7 protein-coding genes are annotated in these 15,752 nt (G+C 75.0%); all 7 read right to left on the minus strand.

Annotated elements, in window-relative coordinates:
* Positions 1 to 16: 16 nt before the first annotated feature.
* The 7 genes from P3T34_RS07115 to P3T34_RS07145 all read right to left on the minus strand — a co-directional run bounded on the left by P3T34_RS07115 (position 17) and on the right by P3T34_RS07145 (position 15,727).
* Positions 17 to 352 carry a WXG100 family type VII secretion target gene (locus tag P3T34_RS07115; protein WP_280665134.1) on the minus strand — a complete coding sequence of 112 codons (336 nt, stop codon included), beginning with the start codon at positions 350 to 352 and terminating at the stop codon, positions 17 to 19.
* A gap of 98 nt (positions 353 to 450) precedes the next feature.
* Positions 451 to 3,990, minus strand: coding sequence for a right-handed parallel beta-helix repeat-containing protein (locus tag P3T34_RS07120; protein ID WP_280665135.1), 3,540 nt, complete (start codon positions 3,988 to 3,990; stop codon positions 451 to 453).
* Entirely contained in the window at positions 3,987 to 7,415 is a 3,429-nt protein-coding gene (locus tag P3T34_RS07125; protein WP_280665136.1) for a hypothetical protein, read from the minus strand. Before P3T34_RS07125 ends, P3T34_RS07120 begins: the two co-directional genes overlap by 4 nt.
* A 5-nt stretch (positions 7,416 to 7,420) precedes the next feature.
* Positions 7,421 to 8,773 (minus strand): type VII secretion protein EccB, encoded by a 1,353-nt coding sequence (gene eccB, locus P3T34_RS07130; protein WP_280665137.1) that lies wholly within the window; start codon positions 8,771 to 8,773, stop codon positions 7,421 to 7,423.
* A 10-nt stretch (positions 8,774 to 8,783) separates the two neighbouring features.
* Complete coding sequence (gene eccD, locus P3T34_RS07135; RefSeq protein ID WP_280665138.1) at positions 8,784 to 10,262, minus strand: type VII secretion integral membrane protein EccD; 1,479 nt, start codon at positions 10,260 to 10,262, stop codon at positions 8,784 to 8,786.
* 110 nt (positions 10,263 to 10,372) lie between these two features.
* Positions 10,373 to 14,302 carry a type VII secretion protein EccCa gene (gene eccCa / locus P3T34_RS07140; RefSeq protein WP_280671877.1) on the minus strand — a complete coding sequence of 1,310 codons (3,930 nt, stop codon included), beginning with the start codon at positions 14,300 to 14,302 and terminating at the stop codon, positions 10,373 to 10,375.
* A 573-nt stretch (positions 14,303 to 14,875) separates the two neighbouring features.
* On the minus strand, positions 14,876 to 15,727 hold the full coding sequence (locus P3T34_RS07145) for an immunity 49 family protein (protein WP_280665139.1): 852 nt from the start codon (positions 15,725 to 15,727) through the stop codon (positions 14,876 to 14,878).
* Between the last annotated feature and the right edge of the window lie 25 nt (positions 15,728 to 15,752).

Raw genomic sequence — 15,752 nt, forward strand, 5'->3', positions numbered from 1 at the left:
GTTGAGCGGGGGTGGCTCAGAAGCCGGGCAGGCCGACCGCGCCGGAGGAGATGTTCTGGGCCACCTGCTGCGCGATCTGCTGGGTGTTCTCGTGGGTGTTGGCGTAGACGTTGGTGTTGGACGACAGCTTCTCCAGCATGGTGCGGAGGGCCCCGTTGACCGTGTTGAAGTCCTCCAGCCACTGCTGCATGGCCCGGGTGTAGACGTTGGCGGCGTCGCCGCTCCAGCTGGCCTGCAGGCCCTCGATCTGGCCGTCCATCTGGGCATAGGAGCTGGTGGCCTCGTCCAGGGCGGTCTGGAAGGTGCCCTGGGCGGCGGTCATTCCCTGGAGTTCGACTGAGGTCAGTGCCATGTCGGTGGTCCTTCTCTGCTAGGTCGGCGCTGGGCCGGTGGGTACGGTGTCGGTCGGTCGGTACGGGTCGGTCGGTACGGGGTCAGCCGGTGGGAGCGTCAGGAGCGCACCAGCGGTGCGGCCCCGGCCCGGTAGGCCGTCTCGGGGGCTTGGGCCTGCGGAGCGGCCTGCTGCCCCGCCTGTGGGTCAACCATGCTCTGACCATTGGTAGTTGGGGGTTCATCCGGGTGACGCTGCGGTGACGGCCGGGCGGCGGCCGGGTGCGCCTCCAGCAGTTCCGCCAGCTCGTCCACGGCGACGGTCCGTGAGCTGGCGGCGGCGGTCAGCCGCTCGGCCAGCCGGTGCAACTCGTAGGCGCCGCCGGGGGCCGGGTTCAACTGCTGCTCAGCGGCGAGTCTCCGGGCCGCCTCCTCCCCCAGCCGGAAGCCGAAGGCGCGCAGCCGACGCTCCACCAGCTCCACTGCCTGGTCGGGGGTGTACGGGTCCAGCTCGACGTACTCGGCGAAGGTCTCGGCCAGCTCGGTGTGCCCGGAGAGCACCCGGGTCAGCTCGGGGCCGCTGCCGCAGAGCACCAGCACGGCCCCGTGGTCCCGCACCGCGAGCTGGGCCAGCGCGTCCAGCACGGCCCCCCGGTGCTCGGCGGGCCGCCGGTCGAAGGCGGCGTCCCAGGCCACGGCCAGCATGCCGCCCTCCGCCTCGGTCAGCGCGGCGGCCAGCCGATGCAGCGGCTGCTGCGCCCAGCGCACCGGGATGGCGGACATCTCGATCCGGCGCAGGGCGCCGTGCGGCAGCAGGTCCAGCTCGGCCAGGCAGCGGGCGTACGCCTGGGCCAGGGCCCGGCGTCCGCTGCCTGGCGGGCCCTGGAACACCGCGTGGGCCAGGCCCTCGGTGGAGCGGCCTGCCGCGTGCAGCCGGGTCAGGCCCTCCAGCCGGGTGGCCAGGATCTGGCGGGCGTTGTCCAGGCCGGTGAGCTCGGAGAGGGCGCGCAGGCCGGGCAGCGGCTCCGTCGGGGCCGTCGCCGGGGCAGCTGCGGCGGTGGCCGGGGTCCTGGGCCGGCCCTGCGGCTGGGGCGTGGGCTGCGGCGCGGCGGCCTCGGACTGCGGGGTCGCCGGTCGCGAGCCCACCGGCTGCTGCGAAGCGCCGGGTTGGGGCTGCGGCACGGCGGCCGGGGCCTTCGCCTTCGCGGTGGGCTGCGCCGACGGGGTGGCGGCGGTCGGCGGCGCGGGACTCTGCTGCACCGGGGCGACCAGCACGTCCGCGCCGGTCAGCCGGCTCAGCTCGCTGTCGTCCTGCGGCGGCCCGGAGGCCAGCCGGGAGGCCTGACCGCTGATCATCTCCTCGAACACCTGCCGGGCCACCCGCCCGTTGCCGAAGGTCGCCCCCTTGGGCACCAGGTCGAAGTAGCGGACCAACGCCTCCAGCGCGCTCTCGTCGAGCTCGTAGTAGTGCTTGTCGCACAGCCCCCGGACGATGGTCACCAGCTCGTCCGGGCTGTAGTTGGGGAACGCCACGCTGCGGGCGAAGCGGGAGGCCATGCCGGGGTTGGACGCCAGGAACTGGTCCATCTGCGCCGAGTACCCGGCCACGATCACCACGATCTCGTCGCGGTGGTCCTCCATCAGCTTCATCAGCGTCTCGACCGCCTCCTGGCCGAAGTCCGGCCCGGTGCCCCGGCCCTGGTTGGTCAGGGTGTACGCCTCGTCGATGAAGAGCACGCCGCCGAGCGCCTTCTGGAAGACCTCGGTGGTCTTGATCGCGGTGCCGCCGATGATCTGGGCGACCAGGTCGGCGCGGGCCACCTCCACGATGTGGCCCTTGCTGAGGATGCCGAGCTCGGCCAGGACGGCGCCGTAGAGCCGGGCCACCGTCGTCTTGCCGGTGCCGGGCGGTCCGGCGAAGACCAGGTGGCGGCTCATCGGCGGCATCGGCAGGCCCATCTCCTGCCGCCGCTGGGCCATCTTGTTGACGTTGATCAGGCCGGTGACCTCGCGCTTGACCGACTCCAGGCCGACCAGCGCGTCCAGGTCCGCCAGCGGCCCGGTTCCGGTGTGCCGCAGGTTCCCGGGTGCGCCCGGGGCCCCGGCGGCCGAACCGCCCGACGCGCCGTCGGCTTTCGTGCCGTCGGCGCCCTGCGCCTCGCCGGGCCGGCCGCCGGTGTCCAGCCGCTCCACGGTGACCGGGCCGCCCGGCTTCAGCTCGTGCACCGGGCTGCCGCCGTTGTCGCGGATCTCGCAGTCGTGCACCCGCACCGGCGCGTCGGTGTTGCAGCGCACGCCGTCCGCACCGTTGTCGAAGACCCGGCAGCCACCCAGTTCGGCCCGGCCGGAGGCCTGCACGTGCACGCCGTTGCGCCGGGCTCCGCTGATCCGGCAGCCGGCGGCGGTCAGCGTGCCGCCGGCGACCCGGATGCCGTCCGCGTCGGAGCCCGCGAACTCGCTCTCAGATACCCGCAGTTCGCTGTCCGCGCCGACCAGTGTCTCGCCGCCGTGCACCGAACCGGAGAGGAACTCGGCCTTGGCACCGCCGGCCAGCGTCAGCGGCGTGCCGCCGACCGCGCTCAGCTGTACCTCGCGCAGCCGCGCGGTCACCTCGCCGTCCAGCTCCACGCCGAGCGCGCCGGCCGGGACGGCGATCTCGCCGCCGTTCAGGCTGAGCGTCACCCGGCCCTGGGCACGCACCGCGACGGCCGCGGCCTCGCGCACGGTCAGGCCGACCGCCTCGGCCGCACCGGCGGCCTCGACCAGCAGGCCGATCGGGGTGCCCTCGATCCGGCACTGGTCCAGCACGGCGCGGGCGTCGGCGGCCACCCGCACGCCGCCCACGCCCGCCCCGCTGATCACGCAGCCGCGCAGCAGCGGCGCCGCCCCGGCGCCGACGTGCACCGACTGCCCGGCCGAGCCGGTGAAGACGCAGTCCAGCAGGCTGATCGCGGCGCTGCTGGCGAGGTAGGCGTCCAGGTGGACGCTGTCGGCCACGGTCACCTGGCGCAGCTCGGCGCGGCCCTGCTGCTCGACCGCGACGGCGGGCTTGCCGCTTCGCTCGATCCGGCTGCACTCGACCACGGCCGCGCCCTCGCCGTTGACGCAGATGCCGTTGCCCCGCGCGCCGGAGAAGGTGCAGTCCCGGACGGTGAGCCGCCCCTGCTCGGCCACGACCACGGCGGAGGAGCCGACGTCGGTCACCCGCGAGCGCTCCATGACGTTGCCGCCGCCGGAGGTGACCACGATGCCGGCACCCTGAGCGTTGGTCACCGTGCAGTCGCGCAGGGCCAGTCGGCCCTGCTGCCAGGCCAGTACGGCGGCCCAGGCCTCGCCGGAGACCCGGCAGCCGTCCAGCGCGGCCTGGCCGCGCCGCACGTCCAGCACCGGGGCCTCCCGGTCCGCGCCGGAGAGCAGCAGCCCGGTGAGCTGCACCGCCTCGGCGTCCAGCACCACGGTGCTGCCGGAGGCGCTGTGGATCTGCGCCGCGCCGGCGGGGTCGGCGGCCAGCGTCACCGGACGGGTGATCAGCAGCGACTCCTCGTACCGGCCGGGGGCCAGGGTGATCAGTGTGCCGTCCTGGGCGGCGGCCAGGGCGGCGGCGATGGTCCGGTAGGCGCCGGGGCGGTCGGGCGAGACCGCCAGGATGTGACGGCTCATCGTGCTGCTCCCTCAGGGGCCTGGCCCCGGTCGGTGGTGGGCCGCAGGCGGTCCCGGGCGATCAGCAGGCCCGGGGGGTTGCCGAGGACACCGGGCGTCCTGGAGGTCTCCGAACGGCTCTCCAGTCCCAGGGCCGTGACGGAGCGTTCGAGACTGTCGAGGGCGATCTCGTCCAGCGGCAGCCGCCGGGCGGCCGGGTCCGCGAGTGCGGCGGCCCCCGCGTCCGGGTCGGCGGCGGCCTCGGCCGGGGAGAGCTCGCGCAACAGCACCACCGGGCGGTCCCCCGACTCGTCGGTGCGCAGCACCTTGAAGGCGGTGCCGGGCAGGAACAGCACCCGGTCCGGCGCGGACGGGTCGAGCAGAGCGGTGCGGCGGGCGGTCATGGACCAGATCAGGAAGTCGGTGCCGCCGGCCGGGGCGGGCGGGGGCGCGGTCCAGCCGGTGCAGAAGGCCCACTCGATCGCGGTGCGGCCGTCCGCGTACCAGGCGCGCTCGGCGGCGGTGAGGCGGGTGCGCAGCAGGGCCGGTCCCCGGTAGGAGGGAAGCCGCCGCAGCCCGGCGGTGACGCAGCGGGCCAGCGGCACGTGCGGGCCCGTCGTGGCGGCGCGGACGGCGTCGTCCACGGCCGTGCTGTCTCCGGAGAGGTAGAGCCGGACGGCGACCAGGTCGGTCAGCGCGTCGGCGGCGTCGCTGCGCGAGGCTCCGCGCAGGCCCGGCGACTCGGACATGACCCGCGAGACCGTCCCGGCGATGGCGTTGTACCGCGCGCTGAACGTACGCCGCACCCACGCCCGCTCCTGCTCCAGCCCGCGCGCGGGCGGCACCACGGCGGCCGCCTGCCCGGGTGCCGTCTGCACCCGCACCCCGGCCACCGGCTGCGCCGGGGCCGCCTGCGCGGGCACCGGCACGGGTGGCGGTACGGCCACGCTCTCAGGCACCGCCCCGGACTCCATCCGGATCCTGGGCACCGCCATCGGGGCGGGCGCCGGGGCGGACGGGGCGGCCGGCTCAGCCGGGGTGTCACCCGGCGAGGGAACGGGGGGCGGCGCAAGGGCCGGCAGTGAAACGGGGGGCGGCGACTCGGCCTCGACCAGGCGCGGCAACGGACGGGTATGACCGGCTCCGGGCGGACTCGGTGAGGGGCCGGGGACGGGCGCGGGGATGGCGCCGGGGGCCTGCCGGCCGGTCGGCGGGGGTTCGGCGACCCCGTCGCCGTTCTCGGTCCGCGTCGGGGGCTCCGGCGCGAGCCGCGGGGCGGGTTCGCCGCCGCCGATCACCGTGTCGGGACCGGCGGGTGCGCCACCAGCGGGGAGCGGGAGGTCCGGGCCCGCAGCCGCGAGGGGGGCAACCCCATGGTGGGACAAGGGCGCTGGAGGGTTCACCCGCTCCTTGGCCCGGAGGTCGGGCTGCGGCGGCGTGCCAGGGGCATCGGCACGCCCGCCGTCCGGCTCGCCCTGCCGGGCGGCACCGGGCTCACGCGTGTCCGCGCCCGGCTGCCCGGAATCCGGCTGGGGGCCGCTGCCCGCAAGTCGTCCGGCGAGGGCCGCCGCGACGCGGGAGACACCCTTGAGGCGCTCCCGGGAGGGGCCGTCCCCGGCCGGCGGCAGCACTGTCGGCGTCTGCGGTCCGGTCGGCCGAGGCTCGTGAACGCGGTCGCCGCCGCCCGACCCCGCGGACCGCGCGGGCGTGCCAGGACGGGGGCCGGCGGGGTCGTCCGCTCGGGCCGGGGCGTGGTGCGGGCCTGCCGCCGCCGTCCCGGTGGCGTCGGTCTCCATGGGGGGCGCGGGCGGCAGCACGGCGCCGTCGGAGGAGAGGGCGCCGAGGGCGGCGGCGAGGGCGCTGCCGGGAGTGGCGGCGTCCGACTCGGTGCGGAGCCGCAGCGGGAACGGGGTCTGGGCCGGGGCGGTGGTGGGCATCGTCCGGGGGCCGGCAGGCGACGGCGCGTCAAGGGTGTCGCCCAGCGCCATCCCACCGGCGGGGGCGGACGGCGCGGCCGCCGGGGCGGCGGCGACGGCGCGGGGGATCCAGGGGGCCTCGTGCAGCGGGCGCCGCTCGGCGGCCCGCGCGGCGGCGACCGCGCGCCAGTCCTCGGCGGTGGGTGGCACGGTCCAGGCGTGGTCGTCGGCGGCGGCCGTCAGGCCGGGAGCGTCCGCGGGGGCGACCCGGAACGCCTCGCGGCTCTCGGGGTCGAGCCGCCAGAGCATGTCCTGGGCCAGGGCGCGCATCCGCTCGGCGGTGGCGGGTGTGCTGCGGTCGTAGAGGATGACCGGGTGGCCGGGAGCGCAGGGCAGGCGGCGGACGTCGTCAGCGCCGGCCGGGTCCTCGGCGGGCCGGATCCAGAGGCCGGAGGAGATCACCTCGAGCACCGCGTCGGCGGCGTACTGGTAGAGGCCGGGGCCGAGTTGGTGGACCTCGGTGAGCGGGTGCCGGATGCGGACCAGGCCGGGCGGCGGGGCCTGGGCGGCGGCGCCGCGCGGGGAGTAGACGAGTTCGGCGGCGAACGGCGACCAGCCGGGCGAGCCGTCACCGCGCAGGCCCATGATCCGGACCGGGCCGCCGCCGACCGAGCCGTCGCCGGACTCGATCGTGGGCATCCCGGCGTAGAGGACGACCTGCCGGCCGATCGCGTCGGCCAGCTCCTGGCCGACGCTGACTCCGCCCTCGGGCAGCGCCACCGGGCCGAAGTGGATGAAGCGGACCCAGGAGCGCACCGAGTGCATGACGGTGTCCCAGACCCGGACGATGTCGTCGAGCGGAACGGCCGGGCCGCCGGGGCTGCCCAGGACGACGTTCATCAACTGCGGGTGGCTCGGCACCCGGTCCACCAGGCGGCGCCAGCCGGCCAGCGGCGGGCTGGGGCGGGCGCTGCGCACCCAGACGCCGCTGGGCACGGCCTCGACCACGCCGTAGGGGCTGCACTCCCAGGGCCGGTCGCTGGTGGAGAAATCCCACATGGGCTTGGGAAAGCGCAGCGAGTCGCGTTCCAGGGGGTGGCCGGGCCGCATCCGCAGCCAGCCGGCGCCGTAGTCGGCGGGGATGAAGAGGCCGCCGTGGGCGGTGGGCAGCAGTTCGCCGTCGGGGGCGAGCACGGTGCGCTGGAGCCGCTCGGCCAGCAACTGGCCGACGGCGCGCGACTCCTGCGGGGTGGCCCGGCCGAAGACCAGCCGCAGGCCCTTGCCGGGCAGGCGGTCGAGCAGCCGGGCCAGCTGCTGCCAGTGCGGCTCCAGCGCACCGAAGGGCAGGTCCACCACGACCAGGGTGTTCTGGGTGTCGGGGGCCAGCCGCTGCGCGAAGGCGAGGGCCTGCGGGTCGGCGCCACCCTTGGCGTGGATCAGCATGGCGTCGCCGGCCTGCCGGAGCCGGAGCGCCAGCAGCGGCGGGGTCTGGGTGCGGAGGGCCGCCGTGCCGGAGCTCATCGGGATCATCGGGCTCACCCGCCCTGGACGCTGAGCCGGGCCGAGGCGGTGGAGAGCACCGGCCCTTGCGGCAGGAGGGCGAGCAGTGCGGCGGGCAGCGGAACGGGCGCGGCGCTGCCGAGGCCGAGGGTGGCCTGGGCCTGCGTGTCGCCGAGCGGGAAGGCCACGCCCTGGTCGCTGATCAGGTAGGTCTGCGGGTTGGTCTGCCGCCGGGTCAGCTGGTCCTGGTCCACCGCCAGCACGCCTGCGTCGGACGGAAGTCGGACAGGCCGGGGGTCGGCGTCGGCGGGGGCCTCGACCACCTCCGTACTGAGCTGCGTGCCGTGCGCCTGCTGGCGCAGGCAGGGAGCGGTGGTGCCGGTGGCGCCCTCGGCGGCGTTCAGCACCTCGGGAAGGTCCGCGCCGGGAGCCGTGGAGGAGACGGGGGCGGCGGCCAGTTCGGCGGCGGTGACCTGACGGGTGCTCGGCGCACCGGGCTGGGCGGCGAGCAGGGCCGCCTCGGTCAGGCCGATCGGGGCGACGCCGGTGCTGGTCATCACATACGCGCGGTCGGCTCCGGCGGCGCCGGTACGGAAGAGCTGGCCGACGACGGTGGGCCCGCCCGCGACGACGGCGGCCGGGGAGCCGCTGCCCGCGATCGGGGCGGCCGCCAGCGGGGTGCCCTCGGGCAGGGCGGCGAGCCAGTCCGTGGGGGCGGCGTGCGGCTGGTCGCCGTCCAGGCCGAGGGCGATCAGGGTGGCGGCGCTGGGTACCGGGTACAGCACGCCGCGCCAGAGCAGCGAGCGGCGTCCGTCCGGGCCGGTGAGCAGCAGTTGGCGGTCGGCGGGCAGCGTGGTGCTGTGCGCGCTCGGGGCGAAGTCGACGCGCTCGGCCCCGGTGGCGGTCCCGGTCGCACCCACCCCGGTCGGGGCCAGGCAGCGGGTCCAGACGGCGCCGGTGAGCGCGGTGGGGGCGGGCAGGCTGTCGGGCGCTCCGGCGATGCCGACCAGAGCGCCGTGGGGGGTGCCGCCCAGGTCCTTGGCGGAGACCTCGCGCAGGGCGGCGCCCTTCCCGAGGATCAGCAGCGCGGAGGCGTAGTTGCGGACCGGGCGCAGCGTGCCGCCGAGGTAGAGGTAGCGGGTGCCGGTCTGCTGCTCCATCACGATGGCGCCCGAGGTGCGCCAACTGTCGTTCTCAGGAGGCGAGATCAGGCCGTAGACGGTGAACCCGGCGCAGAGCAGCAGCGCCGCCCCGGTGCCCAGCACGGTGCCCAGGGCGGCGCGGCGGCCCGGCCGGTCGCCACGGCTGGAGTCGCCGGTGAGCAGTGCGGTGGAGAGGCGGCCCATGGCGAACTGGTAGGCCTGCAGGTGGTCGCGTCGGGTCTGCATGCTCCGCTCCTCAGCCGGCCAGCGAGCGGAAGTAGCTGTAGGCGTGCAGGGTCTCCAGCAGCAGCGGCAGCAGCGCCACGGTGGTGACCGTCTCCAGCAGGTCGCCCGCGTGGCCCCAGATCGGCAGCAGGCGGGCGGTGGGCAGCCGCAGCGCGGCCAGCAGCAGCGCGGCGGCGGCCACCAGCAGCACGGCGAGCAGGGCCAGCCGGTGGCCTGAGCCGCCGGGCACGGCCCGCACCAGCAGCAGTACGGCCAGGCCGAAGGCGGCGGAGAGCACCGTGGGCAACCGTTGGAGGGTGCGGCCCAGGCTGCGGGCGCGCAGCAGCACGGCGGCGGCCAGAACCAGCGGCAGCACCCAGCCGATCCAGCCGTGATCACGCGTCAGATACCAGAAGCCGGCGGCGTAGACGAGGCCGGAGCCGAGACTGAGCACGTCCAGGCAGGCGTTGGCGAAGCCGACCCGCCGCTCGACCCGCTCCTGCGGCTCGGGGTCGAGGTCCTGCTGCAGTTCGTCGGCGTTGTGCGGCAGCGCCGGCACCCGCAGCCGGGCAGCGCGCAGGGCCAGCCGCGGGCCGAAGTGTCCGATCACGAAGAGCCAGCCCGCGACGATTCCGGCAGCCTGCGCGCCGTGCCAGTGCGCGGCCTGCATCAATGCGGCGCCGACGGCGGCGGCCACGGCGGTGAGCAGGGCGGTGCCGGTCAGCTGCGGGGGCAGTACGTGCAGAGCCAGCAGGACGGCGGCGAGCACGGTGACACAGGCGGCGGAGGTCAGCACGCCGGGCAGGCCCGGGGCGTAGCCGCCGTGCGGTCCCTGCCGGAAGACCAGCCCGGCCAGGCCGCCGAAGGCGAGCGCACCGAGGCCGGCCACGGTGGCCACCGAGCGGGCCCCGGCGGCGGCGCGGTCACGGCTGAGCGTGGCCGCGGCGGCCGCCGCGGCGAGCAGCACGGCTGTGGCGCCCGCACCCAGCGCGGTGGTGGTGCCGGGGCCGCCGCCGAGCAGTCCGACGGCCAGGGCCAGCAGCGCGAGGACGGCCAGGGCCAGCGCGAGCCTGCGGGTGGTCTGCGGCTCCCAGCGTCCGGGACGGGCGTTCACCACGTGGGCCACGCCGTCGGCGAGGTCGTCGAAGTGCAGCGCGGGCAGCGGATCGTCGGCGGGGCGCAGGTGCAGCGTCTCGCCGTGGCGCAGCCGGTGGCTCTCGACGGTGCCGTCCGGGTCCAGCGGGTCCTCGCCGAGGCGCTGGAGCACCCAGGCGGTGCCCGGCTCGACGGTGGCGGCGGGGACGGGGGCCGGGGCTGCTGCCCCGTTCTGGGTGGGCACCGGCGCGGCGGTGGGGGCGGGGGTGCCGAGCTGACGGAGCAGCACCGGCAGCAGCGCGGAGACGGGGGTGGCCACCGGCACGGCCAGGTCGGCGCTGCCGCCGGGTCCGACCACCGTGAGCCGGCAGACCTCCGTGCCGGTGAGCGTCGGCGCGGTTGCGGTTGACGGCATGGTGCTCCCGTTCGGACGTCGGAGGTGCGGGGCTCGGAGGCGGGTCAGCGCCCTGAGGCGGTGCAGCGGGTGGCGGCGGGCCGGCGGTGGCGGCTGCAGCTGCGTGGTCGTCATCGGCCCTCCACCAGGCCCGTCTGCACCAGTCGCACCGAACGCCGGGTGACCAGCTGGGCGCGCCCGGCGGGCAGCGTGCGGGGCTTCGCCTCGCCGATGAACTTGCCTTCCTCCTTGGGGTAGGAGAAGAGCAGCGCCGGGTTGCCCAACTCCCACATGCGGCGCAGCAGCGGGTCGGACATCGCCCTCATCGCGCCGGAGGTACTGCGGGACACCACCAGGTGCATGCCGATGTGCGGGCCTTGGGCCAGCAGCGGCAGCAGCGGCGCGAGCGGCGAGGGAGTGCCCGCCGCGCCGCCGAAGAGGTCGTAGTCGTCGACCACCACGAAGAGCCGCGGGCCCTGCCACCAGTCGCGGCGGGCCAGTTGCTCGGGGGTGATCTCCGGGCCCGGCACCCGCTTGTTCATGGAGACGGCCGCGTTGGTGGCGAGCGCGGCCAGCGCGTCGCGTTCGACGGCGTAACCGACCCGGTACTCCTCCGGGGTGCTGGCCAGCAGGCCGCGGCCGGGGTCGGCCACCATGATCCGGGCCTGGTCGGGGGTGTACCGCTCGGTGAGGGCGCGGATGACCAGGCGCAGCGCGTTGGTCTTGCCGGTCTCGCCGTCGCCGAAGACCATCAGGTGGGCCTGGGCGGAGAAGTCGTGCCAGACGGGCTCAAGGCGCTGCTCGTCCCAGCCGAGGGCGATCTTCAGGTCGCCCTCGGGAGAGGGCAGTTGGGCGACCGGCAGGCGGGTGGGCAGCAGTCGCACGCCGGGGGCGGCAGGACCGGTCCAGAAGGTGTCGATCTCGGCGACGGCCGCCTTGGTGGCCTCGGTGAGATCGGCGGTGGTGACGGAGCCGTCCAGCCGGGGCAGGGCGGAGAGGAAATGGTGGCTGGCGGAGGTGATGCCGCGGCCGGGACGGTGCGGGACTGCCTGGGCGACCCGCGAGCCGACCTCGGACTCCATCGGGTCGCCGAGCCGCAGCTCGAGCTTGGTGCCGAGCAGGTCGCGCAGCCGGGGCCGCAGCTCGGACCAGCGCACGGCGGAGGCGACCACGTGGATGCCGAAGGAGAGGCCGCGCGCGGCCAGCTCGATGACCTTGGGCTCCAGGTCCTCGTAGTCCTGACGCAGTGTGAACCAGCCGTCCACGACCAGGAAGACGTCGCCGTAGGCGTCCTCGACGCCGCCCCGGGCGCGCTGCGCGCGGTAGGCGGTCATGGATTCCAGGCCCAGGTCGGCGAAGGCCTGCTCACGGCGTTCGAGCAGCTGGCTGAGTTCGGCGACGGTGCGCAGCACCCGGTCCCGGTCGAGCCGGGAGGCCACCGAGCCGACGTGCGGCAGCCCGGAGGTGGAGGCGAGGCCGCCGCCGCCGAAGTCCAGGCAGTAGAACTGGATCTCCTCGGGGGTGTGCGTCAGCGCCAGCGAGAGGATCAGCGTGCGCAGCAGCGTCGACTTGCCGGTCTGCGGGGCGCCGACCAGGCCGATGTGGCCGTCGGCGCCGGAGAGGTCGGCCACCAGCAGCTCGCGCAGCTGCTCGAACGGGCGGTCCACCATGCCGAGGGCGACCCGCAGCGAGCCGGTGCCGGCCGGTCCCGGCGCGGACATGCCGCGGGCCGGATCCGGGACGATGCCGGGCAGTAGTTCGTCCAGGCTCGGCGAGGAGTTGAGCGGGGCGAGCCAGACCTGGCGGGCGGGCGGACCGGCCTCCTCCAGCCGTCCGACCAGCAGTTCGAGCAGACTCTCGCCGGGCTCGGCCGGCTCGGTGCTCACGGCGGGCCGCTCCTGTTGCTGCTCGCGGGCGGCGGTCAGCTCCGCGATCCGCTCGGAGAGCAGCCGGCCCTGCCGGGCCAGGGCGAACGGGACGACCTCGAGTCCGGCGTCGGCCCCGGCGCTCTCGGTGGCGATACCCACCATCCGCTCCGGGGCGGGGCCGGAGACGTAGGCGGCCTTGAACCGGACCAGATTGGTGGTGTCGATCTTGAGGAAGCCGTTGCCGGGAGCGGAGGGCAGCTCGTAGGCACTGGCCACGCCGATCACCGAACGGGACTCCATGGCGGAGAAGGTCCGCAGGGCCAGCCGGTAGGAGAGGTGGCCCTCCACCTTGTGGATGCGGCTCTCGTCCAGCCGCTGCGAGGCCAGCAGCAGGTGCACGCCGAGGCTGCGCCCGAGGCGGCCGATAGAGACGAAGAGGTCGACGAACTCGGGCTTGCTGGCCAGCAGTTCGGAGAACTCGTCGACGATGACGAGCAGCGAAGGCAGTGGCGCCAGGTCCGCGCCGCCGCCGCGCGCCTTCTCGTACTCGTAGAGGGAGGAGTACCCGGCGGTGCGCAGCAGCTCCTGACGGCGGATCATCTCGCCGTTGATGGAGTCGCGCATCCGGTCGACCAGGTGGATCTCGTCGGCCAGGTTGGTGATGACGGCGGAGGTGTGCGGCAGCCGGTCCATGCCGAGGAAGGTGGCGCCACCCTTGAAGTCCACCAGCACCAGGTTGAGCACCTCGGAGGAGTGGGTGACGGCCAGGCCGGTGACCAGGGTGCGCAGCAGCTCGCTCTTGCCGGATCCGGTGGCCCCGATCAGCAGTCCGTGCGGGCCCATGCCGCCCTGCGCCGACTCCTTCAGGTCCAGCTCGACGACCTCGCCCTCGTCGGTGACGCCGAGCGGCACCTTGAGCCGGGCCGACTGCTCCAGGCGCGGACGCCACTTGGCAGCCACGTCGAAGCCGTGCGGGTCGCGGATGCCGAGCAGCGCCGAGAGGTCGAGGTCGGACTCCAGCGCCCGGTCGGCCAGGTCCACGCTGCCGCCGGTGCGGAACGGGGCCAGGGTGCGGGCGAGGGTCTGCGCCCCGGCGGCGCTCAGCGCGTCCGCCTCGGCGGTGACGGTGGCCTCCCCACTGGGAAACTCCACCATGCCCTCGCGCAGGGTCAGCCGGAGCACCATGGGTCCGCCGGTCATCGCGCCGGTGGCGTCCAGCAGCAGCACGTTGCGCAGGCCGCCGGTCAGCAGCCGGGAGGAGTCCGGCAGCCGCAGGCCCTGGGCGAGGATGACGACGTAGGGCTCGGCGGTGCTCGGCGAGGCGCCCGGGTCGTGGTCGGGCCGGTCGCGCACCTCGGAGCCGAGCAGGTCCAGCAGCGCGTCGTGGTCGTCGGCGGCCAGCCGCAGCGGCCCCGCGTCGTCCTCCTCGCCGCGGTGGCTGTTGTGCGGCAGCCACTTGAGCCAGTCCCACTCGGCCTGCGCCGCGGGCCCGCCGAGCAGCGCCACGCGCAGCTCCTCCGGCGAGTGCAGGGCGACCAGTTGGCAGATGACGGCGCGGGCCAGCGCGAGCGCGTCGGCGCCGGAGCCGGCCAGTTCGACGGCGGTGAACCGGCGCAGCGAGACCGGGATCGGCAGCCGGGGCAGCACCTGGTGGGCCTTGGTGAAGCGGCGCAGCGAGACCGCCGCGAGCGGTTCCAGGTCCTCCACCGGGCGGGTCTGCGGGGGCAGGAACTCCAGGGCCGCGCGGCGCGGTCCGAGCCCGATCCGCACCCGGGCGAAGTCCTCGTGCCCGGGCCGGCGCTCCCACAGGCGCGGGCCCTGCACGAAGGCGGTCAGCCGGGCCGGGTCGGGGTTGTCCCAGAGCAGCGCGGCCCGCTGCGCGTCCGCCGCCTGGCGCGCCTGGCGTCGCTTCTGGCCCAGATAGCGCAAGTAGTCGCGGCGCTCGGCGTGCATCCGGCGGCGGCGCTCGCCGCCCGAGCGGCCGAGCTGGGTCAGCGTCATGCTGACCATGGCCACGCCCATCATCCCGGACATCATGTAGGTGCTCGGCCCGGCGCTGCGCATCGAGAACATCAGCATCATGGCGCCGACGCCGAGACCCATCGGCAGGTAGAGGAGCGCGGAACCGAGATCTGCCGAGGCGGGCTCGCCCAGCACGGGCGGCTCGGCCAGCTCCACCTCGCCCTCGGGCATGGCCGGGCCCTCGGCCCGGGGGCTGCGCTTGACCTGAACGGTGCTCAAGACTCTGTCAGCTCTCCGCCGTCGACTGCGGCCGGGACTGGGGATTCGACCGTGGCAGAACCCGGTTGCGAAGCCCGCTGGTTCGGGGCCGTCCGGACGGGTGCCGCCTGCATGGCGCAACGCTCGCTTTCCGCATCGCTCCGGCATGCGGCCAGGCCGCACGCTTTCGGGGCTGGTTCGCCCGAACAGGCCAAGTCTTTCCGGCGAGTTGGACCGACGGCCAGTCTTTTCAGCCGCTGACCAAGGGATTTTGACGAATGGCCAGCTCCGGTCTCCACTCCGTCCAACTCCAGGGGTGCCCTGCTTCGCTTTCTCCCTCAGGCGACGACACCACGTTCCGGACTCGTCGGGGCAGCGGGCACCCGGTACGCCGTCGCCGGCCGGCGGTCATGTGGCCCCGTCGCACGACGTCGAGGTGCCACCGGAGCCCCGTGTCTCCACGGCCGCGACGATCAGCGCCCTGTCTTCCGAGTCACCGTTTCCCAGGTTGGCGACCGGCGCGTTGCCACCTGATACCGGCTCATCTCAGGTGGGGAACTCGCCGCACCAGTTGCGGCCCAGGAGGGCGCCGGGCAGGTACTCGGACTCGACCTCGACGGGGAAGCCGGTGTCATGGGCAAAGCAGGCCATGGCGAGCGGGGCGAGGGCGACAAGGCCCGAGGCCTGGATAGCCCGGTCACCCTGGCTCCAGTACCGCTTGTGCTGTTCAAGAGCGTCGGTCAAGGCGCGGTTGAAACCGTCACTGTCCTCGCGCGCCAGACGGTGGAGCATTTCCATCGGCGGGTAGACCAGGTGCGCCACAGTCTCCGGGTCGGCGACGAGCTCCGGGTCCGTGGCGTCGATCGCGGCGACCAACTTCCTGCTGAAATCGGGGCCGCCGAGCCAGTAGGTCTGGAGAACGTCGATCCAGAGGAGGTGGTACTCCTGGAAGCGCGAAACACTCTCCCTCAGAAGCGACATCGGCACACGGCACAGGGCGGTGATCCTGTCCCGCTCCCGGCACACCACCGCGAAATAGAAAGCGGTGAGCCAGGTTTCCGGGTGCACGTACGACGGCAGGCCGGTCGCCGCGAGCGTACGGTCCTTGTCCGCGATCCGGCACACCACGTGGTCCTCGGCCGTGGTCGCTGCCACGAACACCGCCGAGCCGACCTGCATCGCAGTCACCCAGGACTCCCACGTGGGGAGCTTCGACCCCAACGGGTCCACCAGACAGCGCGAAGTGGCCAAGGTGACCGTGACGCTCAGGGCATCACCCAGATCGGTGGAGTCCGCCTCCAGCCCGTCGATCAACTCCTGGGCGTCCTCCTGGAGGAAGGCGAGGCCCGCTGCCGCGTTCCCCATGGGAAAAGGATGGCGGGAGACGATCGAGACCAACGCGTTTCTCCGGATGGGGTGTTGG

This window comes from Kitasatospora sp. MAP12-44, from assembly GCF_029892095.1.
GTDB lineage: Bacteria > Actinomycetota > Actinomycetes > Streptomycetales > Streptomycetaceae > Kitasatospora.

What these genes read in the sequence shown, in the direction of transcription:
- eccD (WP_280665138.1), bottom strand. Translation starts at nt 10,262, where the DNA reads ATGCCGTCAACCGCAACCGCGCCGACGCTCACCGGCACGGAGGTCTGC.
- eccCa (WP_280671877.1), bottom strand. Translation starts at nt 14,302, where the DNA reads ATGCCCGAGGGCGAGGTGGAGCTGGCCGAGCCGCCCGTGCTGGGCGAG.
- P3T34_RS07120 (WP_280665135.1), bottom strand. Translation starts at nt 3,990, where the DNA reads ATGAGCCGTCACATCCTGGCGGTCTCGCCCGACCGCCCCGGCGCCTAC.
- P3T34_RS07115 (WP_280665134.1), bottom strand. Translation starts at nt 352, where the DNA reads ATGGCACTGACCTCAGTCGAACTCCAGGGAATGACCGCCGCCCAGGGC.
- P3T34_RS07125 (WP_280665136.1), bottom strand. Translation starts at nt 7,415, where the DNA reads ATGATCCCGATGAGCTCCGGCACGGCGGCCCTCCGCACCCAGACCCCG.
- eccB (WP_280665137.1), bottom strand. Translation starts at nt 8,773, where the DNA reads ATGCAGACCCGACGCGACCACCTGCAGGCCTACCAGTTCGCCATGGGC.